At 43.8% G+C, this 20,083-nt stretch carries 17 protein-coding genes; 14 read left to right on the top strand and 3 right to left on the bottom strand.

Annotated elements, in window-relative coordinates:
- The first annotated feature begins 320 nt into the window (after positions 1 to 320).
- Together glaH and lhgO are read left to right on the top strand one after the other, a co-directional pair.
- The gene (glaH, locus tag ACTWP7_RS15100; RefSeq protein WP_443123896.1) at positions 321 to 1,256 is read left to right on the top strand and encodes a glutarate dioxygenase GlaH; all 936 of its coding nucleotides are present in this window, start codon (positions 321 to 323) and stop codon (positions 1,254 to 1,256) included.
- A 14-nt stretch (positions 1,257 to 1,270) separates the two neighbouring features.
- Entirely contained in the window at positions 1,271 to 2,476 is a 1,206-nt protein-coding gene (gene lhgO / locus ACTWP7_RS15095; protein ID WP_443123895.1) for an L-2-hydroxyglutarate oxidase, read from the top strand.
- A gap of 110 nt (positions 2,477 to 2,586) precedes the next feature.
- Here lhgO and ACTWP7_RS15090 read toward each other — a convergent pair whose 3' ends face one another.
- The 3 genes from ACTWP7_RS15090 to ACTWP7_RS15080 all read right to left on the bottom strand — a co-directional run bounded on the left by ACTWP7_RS15090 (position 2,587) and on the right by ACTWP7_RS15080 (position 5,717).
- Entirely contained in the window at positions 2,587 to 3,585 is a 999-nt protein-coding gene (locus ACTWP7_RS15090) for a hypothetical protein (RefSeq protein ID WP_443123894.1), read from the bottom strand.
- 754 nt (positions 3,586 to 4,339) lie between these two features.
- The gene (locus tag ACTWP7_RS15085) at positions 4,340 to 4,645 is read right to left on the bottom strand and encodes a DUF3870 domain-containing protein (RefSeq protein WP_014644424.1); all 306 of its coding nucleotides are present in this window, start codon (positions 4,643 to 4,645) and stop codon (positions 4,340 to 4,342) included.
- Between the two features lie 19 nt (positions 4,646 to 4,664).
- The gene (locus ACTWP7_RS15080) at positions 4,665 to 5,717 is read right to left on the bottom strand and encodes a DctP family TRAP transporter solute-binding subunit (protein WP_443123893.1); all 1,053 of its coding nucleotides are present in this window, start codon (positions 5,715 to 5,717) and stop codon (positions 4,665 to 4,667) included.
- A gap of 94 nt (positions 5,718 to 5,811) precedes the next feature.
- Here ACTWP7_RS15080 and ACTWP7_RS15075 point away from each other — a divergent pair, with 94 nt between their 5' ends.
- From ACTWP7_RS15075 to ACTWP7_RS15020, 12 genes are all read left to right on the top strand, one after another.
- Positions 5,812 to 7,431, top strand: coding sequence for an ATP-binding protein (locus tag ACTWP7_RS15075; protein ID WP_443123892.1), 1,620 nt, complete (start codon positions 5,812 to 5,814; stop codon positions 7,429 to 7,431).
- Positions 7,409 to 8,095 (top strand): response regulator, encoded by a 687-nt coding sequence (locus ACTWP7_RS15070; protein WP_443123891.1) that lies wholly within the window; start codon positions 7,409 to 7,411, stop codon positions 8,093 to 8,095. Before ACTWP7_RS15075 ends, ACTWP7_RS15070 begins: the two co-directional genes overlap by 23 nt.
- A 785-nt stretch (positions 8,096 to 8,880) precedes the next feature.
- A complete protein-coding gene (locus tag ACTWP7_RS15065) occupies positions 8,881 to 9,876 on the top strand; it encodes a TAXI family TRAP transporter solute-binding subunit (RefSeq protein ID WP_443123890.1) in 996 nt (331 codons plus the stop codon).
- 38 nt (positions 9,877 to 9,914) lie between these two features.
- A complete protein-coding gene (locus ACTWP7_RS15060; RefSeq protein WP_443123889.1) occupies positions 9,915 to 10,403 on the top strand; it encodes a DUF1850 domain-containing protein in 489 nt (162 codons plus the stop codon).
- Positions 10,404 to 10,410: 7 nt separating this feature from the next.
- Entirely contained in the window at positions 10,411 to 12,564 is a 2,154-nt protein-coding gene (locus ACTWP7_RS15055; RefSeq protein ID WP_443123888.1) for a TRAP transporter permease, read from the top strand.
- A gap of 16 nt (positions 12,565 to 12,580) precedes the next feature.
- On the top strand, positions 12,581 to 13,450 hold the full coding sequence (locus ACTWP7_RS15050; RefSeq protein ID WP_443123887.1) for a fumarylacetoacetate hydrolase family protein: 870 nt from the start codon (positions 12,581 to 12,583) through the stop codon (positions 13,448 to 13,450).
- 14 nt (positions 13,451 to 13,464) lie between these two features.
- Positions 13,465 to 14,256, top strand: a complete 792-nt coding sequence (locus ACTWP7_RS15045; protein WP_443123886.1) for an SDR family oxidoreductase — start codon at positions 13,465 to 13,467, stop codon at positions 14,254 to 14,256.
- A 279-nt stretch (positions 14,257 to 14,535) separates the two neighbouring features.
- Positions 14,536 to 15,750: a C40 family peptidase gene (locus ACTWP7_RS15040; RefSeq protein ID WP_014644415.1), complete on the top strand. Its 1,215-nt coding sequence runs from the start codon at positions 14,536 to 14,538 to the stop codon at positions 15,748 to 15,750.
- Positions 15,751 to 16,664: 914 nt separating this feature from the next.
- The gene (locus ACTWP7_RS15035) at positions 16,665 to 17,189 is read left to right on the top strand and encodes a GNAT family N-acetyltransferase (protein WP_443123885.1); all 525 of its coding nucleotides are present in this window, start codon (positions 16,665 to 16,667) and stop codon (positions 17,187 to 17,189) included.
- Positions 17,190 to 17,259: 70 nt separating this feature from the next.
- A complete protein-coding gene (gene purU / locus ACTWP7_RS15030) occupies positions 17,260 to 18,159 on the top strand; it encodes a formyltetrahydrofolate deformylase (protein WP_014644412.1) in 900 nt (299 codons plus the stop codon).
- 95 nt (positions 18,160 to 18,254) lie between these two features.
- Positions 18,255 to 19,139, top strand: coding sequence for a UTP--glucose-1-phosphate uridylyltransferase GalU (gene galU / locus ACTWP7_RS15025; protein ID WP_014644411.1), 885 nt, complete (start codon positions 18,255 to 18,257; stop codon positions 19,137 to 19,139).
- Between the two features lie 251 nt (positions 19,140 to 19,390).
- Entirely contained in the window at positions 19,391 to 20,026 is a 636-nt protein-coding gene (locus ACTWP7_RS15020) for a toxin regulator (protein ID WP_443123884.1), read from the top strand.
- The last annotated feature ends 57 nt before the right edge of the window (positions 20,027 to 20,083 follow it).

Here is a 20,083-nt window from a genome sequence, read left to right as displayed (position 1 = left end):
GCAGTAGATCTTCTCTTTTGCCTGAAATAAGACTGCTACTCAACTGTTTATCTTTCTCTATTGACAGAATATTAAAACATCGATAGGATAGATAATAGAAAGCAGTCCCATAGAAAGGAAGCCCCTTTCATTGTCCGGCTGCAACGGTAGTATAATAAGCAGATAACGTAACTGTTAAAACTGTCTAATCTCTACAACGCCAGAGGTTAACTCGCAGTTTAAAGCCAGTTTTCTTCCTTAAATCGGAAGAGGACTGGTTTTTTTAATTTTTATGGGCCCATAAAGATGTACCACTACAACTATTATGGAGGGAAGTAAACATGTGTGCAGTAGAAATGAAGAAAGAGAGTCTTCCGTCAATAACAGGACAAGGATATTCTATTAAGTCGCATCCAAAGCATAATCGGTTATATCATATTGAATTTGAAGAACAGGTGATTGATCAGTTTTTGCAGGAGGTTCAAGCCATTAGTGATGAGCAGTTGGAGTATATTCCTTACCAGCGGTTTATCACAGCAAATATACTGCTGAACTTAGTGGATCAGGACTTTGGAAACACGATCCGGACTCTTCTTCATGACCGGAATTCCGGTGGTTTTACAGTGGGACTGCAAGGGCGTACGGAGGATGCTCAGGACTATGTGAAATTCTCCACGGCCTTGTCGCACCTGGCGGGCATTCCAAACTTTGATGCCATGTCAAAAAAATACTATGCACGCTTCTCTGTGAAGCATACGGATGACAGTGATTCGTATCTTCGTCAGGCATACCGTCGCTTTACACTTCATACGGATGGAACCTATGTGGATGAGCCGACGGACTGGCTGCTCATGATGAAGATGGAGGAAGAAAATGCAGTTGGAGGAAGCTCTCGATTGCTGCACCTTGATGAATGGGAAGAGTTTGATTACTTTTACAATCAGCCACTTGCTTCCTATCCTTTCACCTATAAGGCTCCGGCCAGTAAAAACGTCTCGGAAGATGTACAGCGGAAACCATTCTATGAATGGAATAATGGTCCCTGCATCTGTTTTATAGATCAGTTTGTGTTCCCAGAAACGATCGCTCAGGCTCAGTATCTGAAAGAACTGTCTCAATCTATGGAAAACTCAAAAGGGGTCATTGAACTGGAACTTCCAGTTGGAGATTTAGTAATGCTGAATAATCGTTTTTGGCTTCACGGCAGGGCCGGGTTTGAAGAGAATCCTGATCTCCATAGAGAATTACTTCGTCAGCGAGGACATTTTGTACAGTAGTAGGAGGCAGAAGAATGTATGATTATGTGATTATCGGCGGGGGTATTGTGGGTCTGTCCACAGCCTTCGCACTCATTCAGAAGAATCCCGGTGCTTCCATTATAGTTGTTGAAAAGGAACAGGAGCTTTCTGCCCATCAGACTGGAAGAAATAGTGGCGTCATCCACTCAGGTGTCTATTACAAGCCTGGCAGTTTAAAAGCGCGGATGGCCATGCAGGGCAGGAACTCGATGGTAGAATTCTGTGAGACTCATGACGTTCCTCATGAAGTGTGCGGAAAAGTGCTGGTCGCAACCGAACAAGAGGAAATTCCTCGTTTAGAAGCCCTGAACGATCGCGTTCAGGAAAATGGATTGAATGTGACTAGGATTGGGCGTAAGGAATTGCAGGAAATTGAACCGTACGCCAATGGGATTGAAGGACTCCGCGTTCCTTCAACAGGCATTGTTAATTATAAGAAGGTCAGTGTAAAAATCGCAGAATTGCTCAGGCAGGCCGGTGTCGAGTTTTCATTCGGATCAGCTGTCGAGACAATTGACGAGGGGGCCGGCGAGGTTACGATAGAAACGAGCGAGCGCACACTGAAATCGCGCTTTCTCATAAACTGCGGAGGTCTTCACAGCGACCGGCTTGTCCGGATGGCAGGAATTCATACGGATTTGCAGATTGTCCCGTTCAGAGGAGAATATTTTAAATTAACCGAGGAGAAGAACCATTTAGTAAAAGGTCTGATTTATCCGATTCCGAACCCTGCTTTCCCTTTTCTCGGCGTTCATTTGACGAAGATGATGGACGGTGGCATCCATGCAGGACCAAACGCTGTACTAAGCTTTAAGCGTGAAGGGTATCGTAAGACCGATTTCCACTGGAAAGATGCGTTTGATGTTTTATCATTCCCTGGGTTTTGGAAAATGGCAAGAGTCAATATGAAAGAAGGCATGAAGGAAATGGTGCGCTCTTTTCATAAAGAGAGTTTTGTGAAGAGCCTTCAACGCCTGGTACCGGATATTCAAGAAGAAGATGTAATTCCAACAGATGCTGGCGTCCGGGCGCAGGCCATGTTGAAGGATGGACGTCTCGTCGATGATTTTCATATCATTACGGGTAAGCGTTCTGTTCATGTGTGTAATGCCCCATCACCTGCGGCAACCGCTTCTTTTGAAATTGGGAGAGAGATTGCGGAGCGGATTCCAAAGTTGGAACGAGTTCAAGTGAGTTAAAAAAGAAGAGACCAGTGCCATGCACTGGTCTCTTTTAAATAGGAATTATACCGGAATCTAATAAAAGTTGAATATTCTGCATAGAGTCAAGTGTTGCTGCTCTCTTACTTTTAGCAATTTCGTTTGTGGTACAGATCCATGATGGACATCGGTGCCTTCTCATAATCCTCGAAGTCAGGAGAGGAGTAATGTTCGTCAGACATGGACTGATCTTTACTGATAGAGCTTGTTAATTTTTCCGGAAGTGAATTGGCATTCGCTAATACCCAGGGCTCAGCAGGGACCTCGGCCTCGTCGGTATTCATTACACCTTTGAGGTACGCCGTTTTCCTTAGTTCTAAGGTTTCTTTCAGGTTAACAGCATAGGCAAGCAGACTTTCCAGTGTTTCACGGTCATATTCGTCCATCACGTATGAGCTCTCTTTTCTCATTCTCACAATAACAGTATCTTCTTTGTTCGGTCTTTCAACTACACCGAGTAAAAGGTTGTAAGGTCCAAAAACAGAGTTGTAGTATCTTGTCGTGCTATAAGGATCAGAGATAATTTCTTCATATACATTCTGTTCAAAATTCTCCAACTGAGAGTAAGAGACGATGTCAATTTCCATTTTAACGTCGTTCTTGGTCGCTTTAATCAATTTATTAAATTCAGCAACCAAGTACTCAACAATATCCGGAAGGGCCGTTCTCTTTTCTCTTACTAATTTAATGAGCGTGTCCTCATGGTTTTTTAAGACTGAAGAAGTGAATCGGAAGTTACTGGCGATCGCTCGTTCTTTTTCTTCCCATTCCCCAAATTCCACCCCCAGTTTAAATACGGTTAAGCTCTTCAAAGCGGATAAGGATAAGACTCTTGCAAAGAAAACGGTAAACATAATGAGAATAGCAACCACAAAAAGAGCCAGGAGGGAAGGGCGGATGAGATAGTCAATAAAGGTTTTCGGGCTTGCTGCGTAGGCACTGTCTAAGATTTCATAATAGAAGAATGCTCCGTAGGCTATAGAACCGATAATGCCGAGGGTAACCAATATGAAATAAATTTCTTTCTGATTGTTCATAATCAGGCTTGCGGCTCTTGAGATCTTGCGCCAAATTGGTCCTTTATACATCTTTATCCCCTTTCTCTTTATTATATCTTACTATTAGATTACTACATTTTTCCTCTTTATGAATTATTTTTTTCTATTAAACCTCCGTGTTGTTATTACAGAAAAGCTCCTGTTTGTTTAAGACTCAGTTTCGAGATAAATGGGTCCGTGACGTTAAAAGGAGGAGGTCTGGTGGGGAAATAAGTCGCTTTCCTGCGGGGGAACTGGCAAGCCTCCTCAGTCGTTATCACTCCTTGTGGGGTCTCGCCTAGCTCCTTCTCCCGCGGGAGTCTCCTCATTTCCCCACCAGCCCTGCGATTTCTTGTGAACGGACCCTTGCTAATAGGAAAAACGGGAAACCTGAAATCGTCCTAAATGCTTCTATAGCGGCGTTTATCCCCCTGGACAGACTCGGAATTAACGTTGATCACAGGTCATTTTTCCTCATATGGAGGTATATACGTAGAGGATTTTGAGCGTTTAATAATCGCAAAGGGGCGGAAGGGAACGGTGAAGACTCCTGCGGGATGCACATGATCGGTGAGATCCCGGAAGGCGAAGCCTGAGGAAGCTCACCATATGCCCGCGGAAAGCGAACCGTTCCCTGGAGACCCTTTCTCTACAAAATATCTCGAAACTGAGTCTTACAGATAACGGCCCTATTGCTTAATAAGCCTTTGATGAATTCACAATAACGTTTAACTGAACTTTTTCTAAATTCCGCAATCCATGTTGGTTGTAAAGAAGGAAAGAAAAAAGCCACCTGTGGTGGCTTTTACTGGTGAAGTTGATATTGTTTGTATGAATCTTTTAAAGCAGCTTCCAGAGCATTTCCGGCTTTGCCGAGATAGCCTTCTTTAAGACGCGCCACCGGTTCGTCTGTACCTTCTTTTAAACTGTAGCCTTTTAATAAGGATTTGATAAATTCCCTTCCATGATCCGTGGCGAGAGTACAGGAAGCGTCCACTATGACACCATATTTTTTGTCAACTTCCAAAGTAAGCGTTAAAGATTCGGATATGTGGTTTGCGGCCATTCCGGTAGGTAGTTTGGAATGACCAGCAACAAATAATGTGTTCATATTGATTCCTCCAGTGTTCCTATTGATATTTTTCTTGTAAGCGATAAACTTCTTCCATTAGATGCTCCCCGACGATAGGCTCTGTTTCCCGATATACAGGTTGAACAGCCTTTTTCCACAAGGCACGTTGTTCTTTTGTTAAATAATACACTTCCAGAGAGTCGTCCCGTTTAATCTGACGGAGGTGTGCATCGTTAATTTCTATGGAATGCCGTTTAATCCAATCGGTCGTTTCTTCTATGGACTGTGAAATTATAGCCTGATGTTCGTTAGAAAGTTCACTCCAAAACTCATCATTCATAAGGACAGCATAACCCAGATAGCCGTGATTACTGATCGTTAAGTAGTCTTGTTCTTTGTATAGATTCTTAGAGTAAATGTTTGATAAAGTGTTCTCCTGGCCATTAATAAAATCGACTTCCAAATTACTGTACGTTTTATTGAACGGCATCTGGCTGGTACTTGCTCCAAGTGCATGGAACTGGGACTCAATAACAGGACTGGGCATGATTCTCACGTGAGTTTGATTGAAATCAGAAGGTAAGATCATAGGTTCTTCGCTGCTGGTCACATGCTTATAGCCGTTGTACCAAAAGGTTATTCCTTTTACCTTAGGGCCCAATTGATCAATCAGTGTCTGACCAATCGTCCCCTCGTAAGCTTCCTCCACTGCTTGATAGGTGGGGAAGGCAAATGGGAGATCCAGGACCTGCCATTTTGGGAACCGCTCGGTAAGCTTGGATGTAGCCGGCGCGATCATTTGAATATGGCCGTTTATTAATGCGTCATACTCATTTTGATCGTTATAAAGGGTTCCATTCGGATAAATCTCCACTTTAATTTCCCCGTCTGTCCGCTCATGAACGAGGGAAGCGAATTGCCGGACGGCCCTGCCTTTTGGGGTGTTTTCGGCAACGACGTGACTGAATTTAATTACGACCTTATCTTCAATTCCTTCCTGTTCATCATCGTACTGCAAGGAATCCTGGGATTCATTTAAATCAAATCCGAATACAAAAGCTGTCACGATTCCTGTGAAAATAAATAGACAAATGGCTGCGACCGTTTTCAAAGGGACTACTCCTTGTAATCGTTTCCAATAGTGTAACATAGGCCTGCTTTAAAGTGATACACTATTAATAATAGACGAGGGAGGAAGATCGGTCATGTCACTTAAACGGATGCCCATCCGCTGGAAGATTACTATTCTATCATTTGGAATTGTAGCCTTTACCGTTTTGATAGGCGGTATTATCATAATAGGAAATTCAATTGAATCCAAAGAAGAATCACTTGGAGAACATGCCCTCGTCACCGGAAGGACTATTGCAAATCTACCAGCTCTTAAAGAAGGGTTAACCGAATCAGAGGGTTGGAAGAAAATCAATCCTGTAGTGGAGCGGATTCGTACAATTAACAGCTCGGACTATATCGTAGTCCTGAATATGAATCGAATTCGATATTCTCATCCGGTGGAAGAGAAGCTCGGCACTTTATCTTCGGGCAAGGATGAAGGGCCGGCTTTTGGGGAACACAGTTATACTTCCAAGGCCGAGGGGGTGATGGGAGTAGCTGTACGGGGGTTTGTACCCGTGATGAATGAAGATCACGAGCAGATCGGTGTCGTGATTGTCGGAAATCTACTGCCATCGTTGCAGGAAATTCTGTTTGCAATGAAAAGCGAAATCCTGCTGGTTCTTTTATTAACAGGACTTTTCGGAATTACGGGTTCCTGGCTGCTGGCGAGGCATTTAAAAGAACAGACGTTTCATTTGGAACCTCACGAAGTGGTTCAGCTGCTCGTGGAGCGGACGGCCACCTTCCAGGCTATGAATGAAGGTATTGTAGCCATTGATAATGAAGGAAAAATTACAATTATGAACGATAAAGCTAAAAAGATTCTCGGTATTAAAGGAGATCAGAGAAAGCAAAGGATCGAACAGGTTATGCCGGACATCAGGCTTGGGGACGTACTCTCTTCGGGACAGGGTGTTTATAATGAAGAGCTTCGGCTGGGGAGCACTTTAGTGATGAGCACACGCGTTCCGATAAGAGTAGAAGAGGAGACAATCGGTGCGGTAGTGATTTTCCAGGACCGGACGGATGTTACCCGACTCGCCGAAGAACTAACAGGCGTGAAAGCTTTTGTGGATGCTTTACGTGTTCAGAATCATGAGCACTTAAACAAGCTGCATACCATTGCGGGTCTCATTCAACTAGATCAGAAGGATAAGGCACTGGATTTTGTATTTGAAACTTCAGAAAAACAGGAGCGCCTATCTAACTTTTTAGTGAAAAATTTGAAGGATTATAGTTTATCCGGTCTATTGCTCAGTAAAGTAAGCCGCGGTAAAGAACTGGGAATTGAAGTGGTGATTGATAGCCAAAGTGAAATGCATCGTTATCCGCCTTTACTTGATCAGCATGATTTTGTTCTTATATTAGGCAATCTTATCGAAAACGCTTTTCACGCCTTTGAGGAAATGGAACGCGAAGAAAAGTGGATCGATGTTTCTATCTCGCAAAATGAACATAGCTGTTCCATTAGTGTGGAGGACAATGGCAAGGGGATTTCCAGTGAACAACAAACAGCTATCTTTGATAAAGGTTTTACAACAAAAGGACAGAAGGGCTCAGGGATCGGGCTTTATTTAGTGAACAATATCGTGGATAAAGGACTGGGAGAGATCGAAGTTTTTTCTCGAAAGGGAGAGGGCACGAGCATATTAATTACGTTTCCTATGATACTTGAGGAGGATTCCTATGAGCAGGCAACAGGTTATTGAAGTGTTGTTAATTGAAGACGACCCCATGGTCCAGGAAGTGAATCGGCAATTCATTGAACGGGTATCTCCGTTTCAAGTCGTTGATGTCGCTTCGGATGGGAGAGAAGGAGTGAGAATGGCCAAAGAGCTTTCTCCCCATCTGATCGTTCTGGATATTTTTATGCCGGGACAGGATGGTGTGGAAGCACTTAAAGAAATACGAAAGCATGCGTTTGATGTTGATGTCATTGTAATTACAGCAGCCAACGATAAAGATACCATTCGCTCCATGTTCAGGCACGGTGCCGTCGATTATCTGATTAAACCTTTTAAATTTGAGCGTCTGCAGCAAGCGCTCACAAACTACCGGGATTTCCGTTCGGAAATAAGGGGTGAGGGAGCTTTACAACAGCAGCAGATCGATGGGCTGGTTGGAAGTAAGCTTGATCATGATGTCAAAGAATTACCTAAAGGATTAAATCAACAGACTCTGGAGCAAATTACTACTTTTCTCAGCCGAAACTCTGATGCTTTATCCGCTGAACAGGTAGCAGACGGTGTGGGAATGGCCCGGGTAACAGCACGCAGGTACTTAGAATACCTCCAAAAAATCGGCGAGGTGGATATCGACATTCAGTATGGAGGAGTGGGCCGCCCCGTAAATCGCTATCATATGAAAGTGTAAGACCTTTTGCAGATCAGGCAAAAGGTCTTTTTTATTTTCTCTTTGTTAGATCCCCAAGTTGATCTTACAGTAAAGCTCCCTTTTGTTGAAGACTCAGTTTCGAGATAGTTTGGGTCCGTTACTCTATGTGGAAGAGGGCTGGTGGGGAAATAACTCGCTTTCCTATGGGGGAACGGTGAGCTTCCTCGCTCGTTTCACTCCCTGCGGGATCTCACCTAATTCCTTCTCCCATGGGAGTCTCGCCATTTCCCCACCAACCCAGCCACGGGAGAATAACGGACCCTGCTAGAAGAGAGGATGCTCTCTTCTTAACTGGTCTTAAATGCTACTATGACAAGCCATTCCACATCTTTTTAGTATGAAAAACCCTCATGTTCCCATGCTCTTTTTGTTTATCAAGAAGATATCTTAAGTGGTTTCGAGTTTCTCATTCGGCTAGGTCCGGAGGGGGACGATGTAGACTCCTGCGGGATGAACATGATCGGTGAGATCCCGCAGGGCTGTTAAGCCCGAGGAAGCTCAGCACATGCCCGCGGAAAGCGAAATCGTCCCCCTCCGGACCTTCCTCATAACCAATATCTCGAAACTGAGTCTTAAAGTAAACGGCCCTATAGTTTAATAAGTCTTCTATGAAAATCAACAATAATGTTTAACTGCTCTTTAACTTTTGTGTACTACGTGACCAAAAAGACCAAAATGTCCAATATGTTCATAATATTCTAAAAATAATATGAAAGCGTTACCATTAGTTTTAGAAATTGAAATTCAGAAACGGGGGATGAACGATGTTGAAAAAATTAGTATTTTTAATAGCACTTGCTTCTGTGATGGTATTAGCTGCCTGTGGAGGAGACGGAGGCTCAGAAGGAGCGTCTGGATCAGGCGGATCGGATTCGAAATCTATTGTACTTGGAACAGGAGGAACATCAGGAACTTACTACCCAATCGGCGGAGCCTTAAAGCCGGTTTTTGAAGAAAGTGACAGTATTGATAATGTAACCGTCGAATCGACTGGAGCTTCTGTAGCGAATATCCAGAACATCCAGGATCAATTAAATCAGATGGCTATCATTATGAGTGACGTCGGGTATGATGCTATCGAAGGCAATGGACAATTTGAAGGGAATTCAGTTGATGTTCAAGCCATGGCCGGCATGTACCAGAATGTGGTGCAGGTAGTTGCGCTGAAAGACAGCGGCATCCAATCCATAGAAGATTTGAAAGGTAAAAAAGTAGGCGTTGGAAAAGTCGGTTCTGGGGTAGAGCAGAGCGCGAAGAAAGTTCTGGAAGCGGTTGGACTGACTTATGATGACTTCTCCAAGGTAACCCATACAGGTTATGCAGATAGTGTACAGGAAATGAAAAATGGAAACCTGGATGCGGCTTTCTTTACCTCAGGAGTACCGAACAGCAATATTACAGATTTACAGCAGCAAACGGACATTAATTTTGTAGAAATTAAAGGAGAAACGGCTAAGAAGCTGATGGATAAATATCCTTTCTACAAAGCCAATAAAATTGAAGCTGGAAATGAAGCAAAATATAACTTAGAGAATCCAGTTGAAACGGTAGGGATTCAGAATATGATTATTGTTTCTCCAGACTTAAGTGAAGACGTGGTCTATGACCTGACGAAGCGTTACTACGAATACTTGGGTACAGAAGGCGTTTCGGTAGGGGCATTGAAACAGCTAGGCCGTGATGAAATTGCTAAGGATTTAGTGGCCCCTCTTCACCCGGGAGCTAAGAAATTCTATCAAGAACAGGGCATTTTAGAGTAAGGGTCATAGGGCATCGCTCCGGTGCCCTTTTTTATACGATGAAATGGAAAGTAGTAATGATCGCCGCTGTCACTCTTTGCCTGGGCATTCTCCTCGCAGTTGTCAAAATTCCACTCCTTCTGATTGTAGCGGAAGATGAAACTGAAAGTGCGTTCCTGTACAAGGAAGATGCGGAATTCTCCGTTCGATGGACACATTCGGTGGAAAAAGAAGACTGGGAAGAAATGTTTGTACTTGAGGACGGGGTGATTGAACTAACAGCTACCCGTTTTAAGACCTTTGGAGCGGGAGTGCCGAATGATGCGGGTGAAGACACCTTCCTAAAAGATGGATGGGTCTATATGACAGGCATCACTCAAACGATTGGGAAAGAACTAGCCTTACGGACAGGTAGGGAGACGAACCATCGTGTGATATATGATCGTCACCGCCTGGACCTTAAGAAGAATCAGTCCTATCGAATCAGGGTCGCCCGTTTCTCTATTTTGAAGGGCATCAAAACTTATATTTCAGTAAAGCTGAGGTGAGGGAAAAATGAAGAAAAAAGCAAAACAGGCAGAAGATTATGACCGCGAAAGTACTACCCGGGAGAACTTGGCCAAACCGGTGGCCTTGACGATATCCGTCCTCGCGATTGCTTTATCCTTGTTTCATTTATATACCTCTTACGCAGGGTCGCTTGTAGATATTAAGCAGCGGAGTATCCACTTGTACACATTAATGACCCTTGGATTTTTACTCTATCCTTTTGTAAGGAAAAAAGGGGGAAAAGGAATCCCTTTTTATGACTACATAACGGCCGCTCTTTCGCTGTTTGTCGCGGTATATATGTTTGTTACTGCCGAACGGATCATCCAGTCCGGCGGCCAAATTAACGACATGGACTTTTATGTCGGCATTCTGGTTATTGTGCTGCTGTTTGATATTACTCGACGAGTAACAGGCTGGGGGCTCTCTTTATTAGGACTTGGATTTCTTATATACGGATTTTACGTGAAGCTGTCGGTTTATCCTGTCCTCAATATGAACACGATCACTGGAGTAGGAAAACAGATTATCTCTCAGCTTGTGTTTATTACAGAAGGCGTACTCGGTACAGCCATTGGAGTATCGGCCAGTTATATCATTCTATTTATTTTATTTGGTGCCTTCCTGGGACGATCCGGCATGGGCAAATTATTTAATGACCTTGCCTTAGCCGTTGCAGGTCATACGAAAGGTGGCCCGGCCAAAGTAGCCGTAATTGCCAGCGGCTTCTTAGGTTCCATTAATGGATCGGCGATTGCGAACGTGGTTACCACAGGAACCTTTACCATCCCTTTAATGAAAAAAATCGGCTACAATAAAAACTTTGCAGGCGCTGTCGAATCAGCCGCAAGTGTCGGAGGTCAGATTCTGCCACCGATTATGGGTGCCGCTGCCTTTATCATGGCTGAGAACTTAAATGTAGCTTACACCAAAATTATTCTAGCTGGTATCATTCCGGCGCTTCTATTTTATATTGGAATCCTTCTGCAGGTTCACTTTCGTGCAGCCAAACGCGGTTTAAAAGGATTGCCAAAAAGTGAACTGCCTTCGTTAAAAGGTGTAATTGTCGAACGCGGACATTTAATCATTCCCATGCTTACACTGCTTTATTTACTTTTCTCAGGAAAAACGCCTTTTTATGCGGCTTTCTGGTCCATTATTGCGACCGTTGTAATTGCAGGATCTAAGCGTATGCTCCCAATTATCACGGCGATTTCTCTCTTCCTGATTTTTCAGCCGCAATTGTCTGCGATTCTTACCGGCAGCTCCCTTCCGAACGTTAGAAGTGATTGGTGGGAACTGTTCATTATTCTAGTCGTACCGCTTTTAATTAATGTATGGAGAAAACGATTAAAAATTGAGGGTGAAGAAGTAGGTATTAAGGATTGCCTGCAAGCCCTTGAAGACGGGGCACGGACCACTGTTCCAGTAGCCATTGCCTGCGGGGCTGTAGGAATTGTGGTAGGAATCGCATCCTTAACCGGAGTGGCCCTGGAAATTGCCAACAGTATTGTCAATATCGGAAGCGCCGTGAACAGCCCACTGATTCAATTGCTGATTACACTTGTGCTTACTATGATCACATCGATCATTTTAGGAATGGGACTGCCTAGTATCCCGACCTATATTATTACAAGTACGATGGCCGCACCGATTCTGCTGCAGCTTCCTCTGTACCGTGAAATTGCGGGCTCTACGGAAACGGCTACCTTTGTAGCCCACATGTTTGTCTTTTACTTTGGTATTTTTGCGAACATCACACCGCCTGTTGCCCTGGCCGCCTTTGCAGGAGCTGGTGTTGCCGGAGGAAATCCGAACAAGACTGGTTTCCAGGCCATGAAACTAGCGATTGCTGGATTCATCGTACCCTTTATGTTTGTGTTCTCCCACGAGATGCTTATGGTCGATGCCACCATTATAAACATCTTGGTGATTACTGTAACGTCACTGATCGGTGTGTTTTTGCTTTCGATTATGGCTGAAGGATATCTGAAAAAAGGTGTGCCTGGTTGGATGCGTGCGCTGTCCGGAGTAGGGGCGATGCTCCTGATTTATCCAGGATTTATAACCGATGTGATTGGTCTGGCCGTATTTGCCCTGGTACTTGCTGTGAATTTTAGAAAAACAAACGAGATTCAGCAGGAACGATCCGCACTTTAATGAAAGGAGAAAGGGTATGCGCTTTTTAACAATTGAACAAGAGGGAATAGAAACAGCAGCCGTCCTCGATGAAGAAAGAAACGTTGTAACTGTCCATGCCATTAATGAGCAGATGGATAAGGCGTGGCCGACGGATCTATTTGAACTTCTTCAATCCGAGAGCTTTGAACGATTTAAGAACTGGTGGAAGAAGCTTCCGAAACCTGAAAAAGAATCGTTAAACAGAGCGGAAAAGTATAACATCGGTCCTCTTTACCGCCGTCCAAGGAAGATTTGGGGGATAGGGTTGAACTATGTGGACCACGCATCCGATCTTGAGGAGATGGCGCCCCAGAAAGAACCTGCCAGTTTTATGAAGCCTGATACGACCATTATCGGTCAAGAGGATCTCATATGTATTCCGACTCAATCCGAACGAACGACCGGAGAAGCGGAATTAGGTATTGTGATTGGTCAAGTGTGTAAAGATGTTCCTGAAGAAGGAGCTGCTCAGGTGATCGCGGGTTATACATCAATTATCGATATGACTGCTGAAGATATTTTAAAGCGAAATCCAAGGTATTTGACCCGGTCGAAGAGCTTCGATACTTTTTTCAGCTTCGGGCCTGAACTTATTACTCCTGAGGAAATCGAAGACGTAAAGAGGCTTAACGTCACGACGATCATTAATGACCGGGTTCACCGGACTAATGAAGTCAAAAATATGACGTTTGACCCTGATTATCTCGTATCGTTTCATTCTAAAGTGATGACCTTGCTGCCTGGTGACATCATCTCGACAGGGACACCGGGGGCTGTAGTGATTAGAGAGGGGGATGTGATCGAATGTCAGATCGATGGATTTACAACTTTACGAAATTCAGTGAAGGATTTAAAAGATAGCTAGAAAGGATGAAATAGATGGATTTCCAATTAAAAGATAAATCTGTTATCGTACTCGCTTCGAGCAAAGGATTGGGGAAAGCAATCAGCACCGAATTTGCTAAAGAAGGTGCGAAGGTGCTTATATCCAGCCGCAGCGAGGAAGATTTGGCAAAGGCCAAAGCAGAAATTCAAGAAGTAAGTGGCAATCCGAATATAGAGTATCAGGTTTGTGACGTGACCAATAAAACACAGATCGAACAGCTTGTTCAAAAAGCAGTCGAACTGCACGGAACCGTAGATGTATTAATTAACAATGCAGGCGGTCCACCGGCCGGAACATTTGATGACTTCTCCGACGAAGATTGGCAGCAGGCGTTTGAACTCAATCTGCTCAGTTTTACCAGGACGATCCGTGAAGTGCTTCCTTCCATGAAAGAGCAGAAGAGCGGAAAGATACTGAACATTGCTTCTTCATCGATTAAGCAGACGTTGGATAATTTGATTTTATCGAACACTTTCCGGGCTGGAATCGTTGGTCTTTCTAAAAGTCTATCTCAGGAACTCGCCCCTGATAATATTTTAATTAATACGGTAGGCCCTGGCCGGATAGCTACTGATCGCGTCGCTTCATTGGACCAAAAACGCGCGGTTCAGGCAGGGATTTCTGCGGAAGAAGTACGTGAGAAAGCTGAGCAGAACATTCCGATCGGACGTTACGGAGAGCCGGAAGAATTTGCGAAAGCGGTGGTCTTTCTGGCCTCGGGTGCAAATACGTATTTGACCGGTCAATCGCTTGTAATTGATGGGGGACTGGTTAAAGCTTTATAAATAAAGAGGGAAAAAGACTGTCTCGGGGAGACGGTCTTTTTTTGGTATATTGGTCAGTTAGTTCTAGCAGTGTGGATACCTTGTTGGAAAAAGATCAGACGGATTTAATCTACCATCTCATATATCTGAAATGGTAGAAGAGACTCTTTCTATTTTCCCATTTATATATCTCTAACAAACTACCGAGAGTATTGACCGGACAGATCAGTAAACTTTCCCAGCAATCTTTGGTAAAATTTGCATCAATACACCAGCCTTATATGTAAAGGAGGCCAATCATTGCGCAAGCATCGTGGTAAATGGATGACAGCCATCACACTCATGGTTATTAGTTTGGTTGTATGGCAGTTTTCCAAAGATGATCGTGAAAAGCATCCGCTTGTAGAAGAAGCGGAAATCTATATAGGCGTCGATTACGAGCAGGGAGGTGCTTCTCCAAAGCAAGGGTTCGACAGTTCTGGATTTATTCAATATATATTCCAGCAAGTCCTAGAGTTCGAACTCCCGCGAACGCTGGAGCAGCAGAAGAATATGGGGGAGCAGGTAGAGCGCGATGCTTTGCAGGAAGGTGACGTACTCTTTTTCAGTAAAGACGATGAAGGCCTGACCCATGCGGCGATCTATATGGGAAAAGACCAGATCATTCACCCAACCGTCTCGGATGGAGTGGAAGTGACATCTTTTGAGGGTGACAGCTACTGGAGTGGAAACTTCGAGATGGCTAGAAGAATAACGGATGCTCCGGAGATTGCAAGAGAGGAAGATCTGGTGCAAACAGCTCTTCAGTATCTGGGAGTGCCTTATCTTTTTGGTGGGGAAACGCCAGAAGCATTCGATTGTTCCGGGCTCATTCAGTATGTATTTGAGGAAGCGAAAGGGATTTACCTCCCTCGTTCTACTGACCAGCAGTGGCAGGTGGGGGAAAAGATAGATGTAGATAACATCCAACCGGGTGATGTTATCTTTTTCAGCGACACGTACCGGGACGGAATTTCTCATAATGGTATCTACATTGGAGGGGGGCGATTTCTCCATGCCTCAAGGACCCAGGAAGTCACAATCTCTTATCTAAGTGGAGAATACTGGCAGGAAAAATTCACCGGAGTAAAACGATTTGAAGATCTGACGATTCCCAGGGAAGATCCTATAGTCTCAGAAGCCACTAAATATATTGGAGAAGTACCTTATCAAAAAGATGGAACCACACCCGCCGGATTTGATACCGCAGGATTCGTCGAATATGTTATGGAGAAGGTAGGTATGTCGTTCCCCCGTCGTGCAGAAGAACAATGGGAGGTTGGTGAATCTGTAGAAAAAGATGATCTCCAGCCTGGCGACCTTGTATTTTTAAAGGACGATTACCTGAATCCAGCCTTCTATATCGGCAATCATCAAATCGTTCATGTAACCTTAGCTGAAGGCGTGGAAGTGACGAATCTGAAGTCGAACGAATACTGGGGACCGAAATATTATGGAGCGAAGCGGGTCGACTAGCTCTTGTTTTTTGAGTGAGCAGACTCCTGTCTACACTTGATGGTTGGCTTCTTCTAAGAGGAGTGGTTTTGTGTATCTGGCTATAACGATTATATCGATCAGCTTCCTGATTCTTATGTTATATGGCTTTCGCAGCTCTCTGTTTTCAAGCAATCCAGAGAACCTTAAAGTGCTGATAGGGGTTTTTGTCCTTTTGCCCCTGATCATTTTAACAATCTTAGTAGCTGCATTCTTGTAAAGAAGAAAGGTTATTAATCATTCACAAACTTATTAAGCTAAAGGGCCGGATTGTGGAAGACTCAGCTTCGAGATAAATTGGGCCCGTTACGCTGTGAGGAGGGGGCTGGTGGGGAAATAACTCGCTTTCCTATGGGGGAACGTTGAGCTTCCTCGCTCGTTTCACTCCCTGCGGGATATCACCTGATTCCTTCTCCCATGGGAGTCTCGCCATTTCCCCACCAGCCCAACTTTATTAGGAGGAACGGCCCCTGGAAAGTGAGGGTCCTTTCTTCCTTAACCTGCCCGAAATGTATATATATTAGGCTATACCCCATAGTTCCAACCCGAAATTTATTATCGTAAATGAGGCTATATCTTCTTATGCGCGTTTAGGATAAAGCCGTTTCGAGATTCTGATTTGGCAAGCTCCGGAGGGGGACGATGAAGACTCCTGTGGGATGAACATAATCGGTAAGATCCCGGAAGGCGAAGCCTGAGGAAGCTTACCACATGGGATGTTCGACTAAGGTCGCCACGTCCTGTGGCAACGTCGAACGACCCTGCGTCGTGCAGGGCCGGAAAGCGAAATCGTCCCCCGCAGGACCTTCCGCTCCTCCAATGTCTCGAAACTGAGTCTTCAAGTAATGAGAGCTTTTCTGAAAGAACCAATACTATGGAAAGGGGTTAAAGATTAGATGAATGAGGAATTGTATTTAGTCAAACCTACGGTAAAGTTAGAAAAGGAGTACCTATCTTTCTATAACGAATGGCTGGAAAGCGGTGAAAAAATGGTGCCCTGGGTTATTCAGAAGGATCCGGCGCCCTTCGGAGAAATGGTTCAATATTTAATCGATCAGGAGAATGGAGTAAAACTTCGGGAAGGATGGGTACCAACTTCAACCTACTGGCTGCTTAACTCTGAGAATAGAATCCTTGGAGTGGTCAATATTCGTCACGATCTAACGGAATTGCTTCGGAACAACGGCGGTCATATTGGGTATGGCATCCGGCCTTCCGAAAGAAGAAAAGGATACGCGAGTAAGCTTCTGGCATTGTCTCTTGAGGAAGCGAAAGGATTAGGAATAAACGAGGCACTTGTTGTATGTGATGAATGGAATACAGCATCCTTTAAAACCATTCTCAATAACGGAGGAAATCCTGATGAAGACTACATAGAAGAGGATGGAAATGTGTTAAAAAGGTTCTGGTTGAAAAAATAAGGCTTACCTTTTCAATCGAATCACCCTCCTCTATAATGAAGGAAACAATGAATAAAAGGTGAGGTAGTTTATGTCTTCATACAACAACGAACAAATACAGCAATACTTAACTAATAATCAAAACAAAGCACGGCTATTGGTCAGCTGCAGCGACCAGCCGGGCATCGTTTCAGCCATATCTACATTTTTGTTCGAGCAGGGAGCGAATATTGTGGAATCCAGTCAGTATACGACGGACCCGAGCGAGGGTACTTTTTTCCTGCGGATCGTATTTGAAGCCCCTGGCATGAAAGAAAAGGAATCGGAAATCAGGGAAGCTTTCAACGATATTGGCGAGAAATTTTCAATGAAGTGGAAGCTTACTTTTCTATCCAACTTAAAGAAAACAGCGATTTTTGCTTCTAAAGAAGTTCATTGTCTTAGGGAGCTTCTTTACCAATGGGAGAGCGGCGATTTGATGACTGACATTGCTCTTGTGATCAGTAACCATGAAACGGGAAGGGAAATTGTGGAGTCATTTGGGATTCCGTTTTACTATATTCCAGCAAATAAAGATATACGAAAAGAAGTCGAAGCTCAGCAGCTGAAACTTTTGGAAGAGTATGAGGTGGACGTGATTGTTCTCGCTCGTTATATGCAGATTTTGACGCCGGATTTCGTGGCGGCGCATCCATCCAAGATTATCAATATTCACCACTCGTTCCTTCCGGCGTTTATCGGAGCAAGCCCGCACAAGCGTGCTTATGAGCGCGGCGTTAAGCTGATCGGAGCCACTTCTCATTATGTCACCGATGATCTGGATGAAGGTCCGATTATAGAACAGGATGTGATTCGGGTCGATCACCGGAACGGCGTGCGGGATTTAAAGAAAAAAGGGCGCTTAATTGAGCGAAGTGTGCTAACCCGAGCGGTTAAGTGGGATATCGAAGACCGGGTCATTGTACATGAAAATAAAACGATTGTATTTTGATTCTTTTTTACCATAAAAAATTCAGTTTGTTATAATCTACCTTTTAAATTATACTAAAGTTAGACAAAATTCATGCTAAAGGTGGAATGAATGGAATGGGGAAAATAAAAAAAGCGATTATCCCGGCAGCAGGGCTGGGGACAAGGTTCCTCCCTGCAACAAAAGCCATGCCAAAAGAAATGCTGCCAATTGTAGATAAACCAACTATTCAATACATAGTGGAAGAAGCAATTAAATCCGGCATTGAGGATATTATTATTGTGACAGGTAAAGGGAAGCGTGCGATTGAAGACCATTTCGATAAAAACTTCGAGCTGGAAGACAACTTAATGAGCAAAGAGAAGTTTGAAATGCTTGATAAGGTGAACGAAACCTCCAATGTAGATATTCACTACATTCGTCAAAAAGAGCCTAAAGGCCTTGGACATGCGGTCTGGTGTGCCCGTAAGTTTATTGGAGATGAACCGTTCGCTGTCCTTCTTGGTGATGACATCATCCGCTCGGAAGAACCGGGACTGAAGCAGCTGATGGATCAATACGAAGAAACGCGCTCTTCTGTTATTGGAGTACAGCAGGTAGAAGAGGATCAGACGCACCGTTATGGGATTATTGATCCTGAAAATAAGAATGGCCGTTTGTACGGCGTGAAAAATTTCGTTGAGAAGCCGCCTAAAGGGCAGGCTCCATCTAACCTTGCGATCATGGGTCGCTACGTTCTTACACCGGAGATTATGATGTATCTGGATAAGCAGGAGAAAGGCGCCGGCGACGAAGTTCAATTAACGGATGCCATTCAGCACCTGAATACGATTCAACGCGTGTTTGCTTATGACTTTGAGGGTGCTCGCTACGATGTGGGTGAAAAGCTTGGCTTTATCAAAACGACCATTGAAATTGCACTGGAACGTGAGGACTTGAAAGACGATGTGATGGAATTAATTACGGAGCTTGTAGAGTCTAATGAGAAAGTGAAAAGTTAATGTAATGTGGCAAAGGCTGTCCCTTCGGAGGCAGTCTTTTTTTATTTGCTTTTTTATAAACTATGATAGATTTTTTATATTTCCGAACAACCTCCTCCCTTTATCATCGTGGTTCCAATTGTTTTTAACCGAGTTTACACTCAGATTTAACTGATCATTTTATTAAAGATAAGTGTTTAAATGCATGGAATTCCTCGGATCTTAGCCGATAATACTATAGAATCGTTAAGTCTTTAGTCTTAGGAGGATGAATGTTGGAAACAAAAAAGAACAAGAAAAAAGTCTGGTTGTGGATCAGCAGCAGTGCTATTGTATTTTTTATTATGATTGGAATAGCTTCTGGAAATACGGCCGAAAGTGAAAGTCTTAATAATAAAGTTGCCTCACTAGAAGAAGAGGTCGAGCAAAAAGATCAAACTATCTCAGAACTTGAAGCTAAATTAGCAGAAGCAGAGCCATGGTTTAAACTAAGTGAAAAAGAGAAAGAACAGAAGTTAGCTGAAGAGAAGAAAAAGCAAGAAGCTGAAGAAGAGAAAGCAAGGAAAGAGGCGGAGGAAGAAGCTAAGAAAGGATACGAGACAGGTACCACGTTTGAACAATTAGCCCGCACACCTGATAATTATGAAGGGGAAAAGGTTAAGCTTTCAGGGAGAGTTATTCAAGTGATTGAAGCAGAAGGAGAAGAAACACAATTAAGGATTGCTGTTGATGATGATTATGATCAAGTCATCTTTGTTTCTTATGATTCCGCTATTATTAATTCACGCATATTAGAAGATGACAAAATTACAATTATGGGAGTTTCGCTTGGTCTCTTAACCTATGAATCGACCATGGGTGGAGAGATTACTGTTCCCGCTATTGCTGTGGATCAGATTGAGCAATAGTGTATAAACAATATCTTCAGGAGAGGGCTGGGTTCCGGTTTATGGGAACCCAGCCCT

The sequence above is a fragment of the Halobacillus sp. B29 genome (genome assembly GCF_052246755.1).
Taxonomy (GTDB): domain Bacteria; phylum Bacillota; class Bacilli; order Bacillales; family Halobacillaceae; genus Halobacillus; species Halobacillus halophilus.
Note: the sequence above shows the minus strand (reverse complement) of the source record. Positions and strands in the feature narration are given on the sequence as shown.

Excerpts from the sequence above, each read along its gene's own strand:
- ACTWP7_RS15075 (WP_443123892.1), top strand. The coding sequence starts at position 5,812 with ATGTCACTTAAACGGATGCCCATCCGCTGGAAGATTACTATTCTATCA.
- purU (WP_014644412.1), top strand. The coding sequence starts at position 17,260 with ATGTCTTCATACAACAACGAACAAATACAGCAATACTTAACTAATAAT.
- ACTWP7_RS15055 (WP_443123888.1), top strand. The coding sequence starts at position 10,411 with ATGAAGAAAAAAGCAAAACAGGCAGAAGATTATGACCGCGAAAGTACT.
- lhgO (WP_443123895.1), top strand. The coding sequence starts at position 1,271 with ATGTATGATTATGTGATTATCGGCGGGGGTATTGTGGGTCTGTCCACA.
- ACTWP7_RS15050 (WP_443123887.1), top strand. The coding sequence starts at position 12,581 with ATGCGCTTTTTAACAATTGAACAAGAGGGAATAGAAACAGCAGCCGTC.
- ACTWP7_RS15065 (WP_443123890.1), top strand. The coding sequence starts at position 8,881 with ATGTTGAAAAAATTAGTATTTTTAATAGCACTTGCTTCTGTGATGGTA.
- galU (WP_014644411.1), top strand. The coding sequence starts at position 18,255 with ATGGGGAAAATAAAAAAAGCGATTATCCCGGCAGCAGGGCTGGGGACA.
- ACTWP7_RS15035 (WP_443123885.1), top strand. The coding sequence starts at position 16,665 with ATGAATGAGGAATTGTATTTAGTCAAACCTACGGTAAAGTTAGAAAAG.
- ACTWP7_RS15060 (WP_443123889.1), top strand. The coding sequence starts at position 9,915 with ATGAAATGGAAAGTAGTAATGATCGCCGCTGTCACTCTTTGCCTGGGC.
- ACTWP7_RS15090 (WP_443123894.1), bottom strand. The coding sequence starts at position 3,585 with ATGTATAAAGGACCAATTTGGCGCAAGATCTCAAGAGCCGCAAGCCTG.
- ACTWP7_RS15070 (WP_443123891.1), top strand. The coding sequence starts at position 7,409 with ATGAGCAGGCAACAGGTTATTGAAGTGTTGTTAATTGAAGACGACCCC.
- ACTWP7_RS15020 (WP_443123884.1), top strand. The coding sequence starts at position 19,391 with ATGTTGGAAACAAAAAAGAACAAGAAAAAAGTCTGGTTGTGGATCAGC.
- ACTWP7_RS15085 (WP_014644424.1), bottom strand. The coding sequence starts at position 4,645 with ATGAACACATTATTTGTTGCTGGTCATTCCAAACTACCTACCGGAATG.
- glaH (WP_443123896.1), top strand. The coding sequence starts at position 321 with ATGTGTGCAGTAGAAATGAAGAAAGAGAGTCTTCCGTCAATAACAGGA.
- ACTWP7_RS15045 (WP_443123886.1), top strand. The coding sequence starts at position 13,465 with ATGGATTTCCAATTAAAAGATAAATCTGTTATCGTACTCGCTTCGAGC.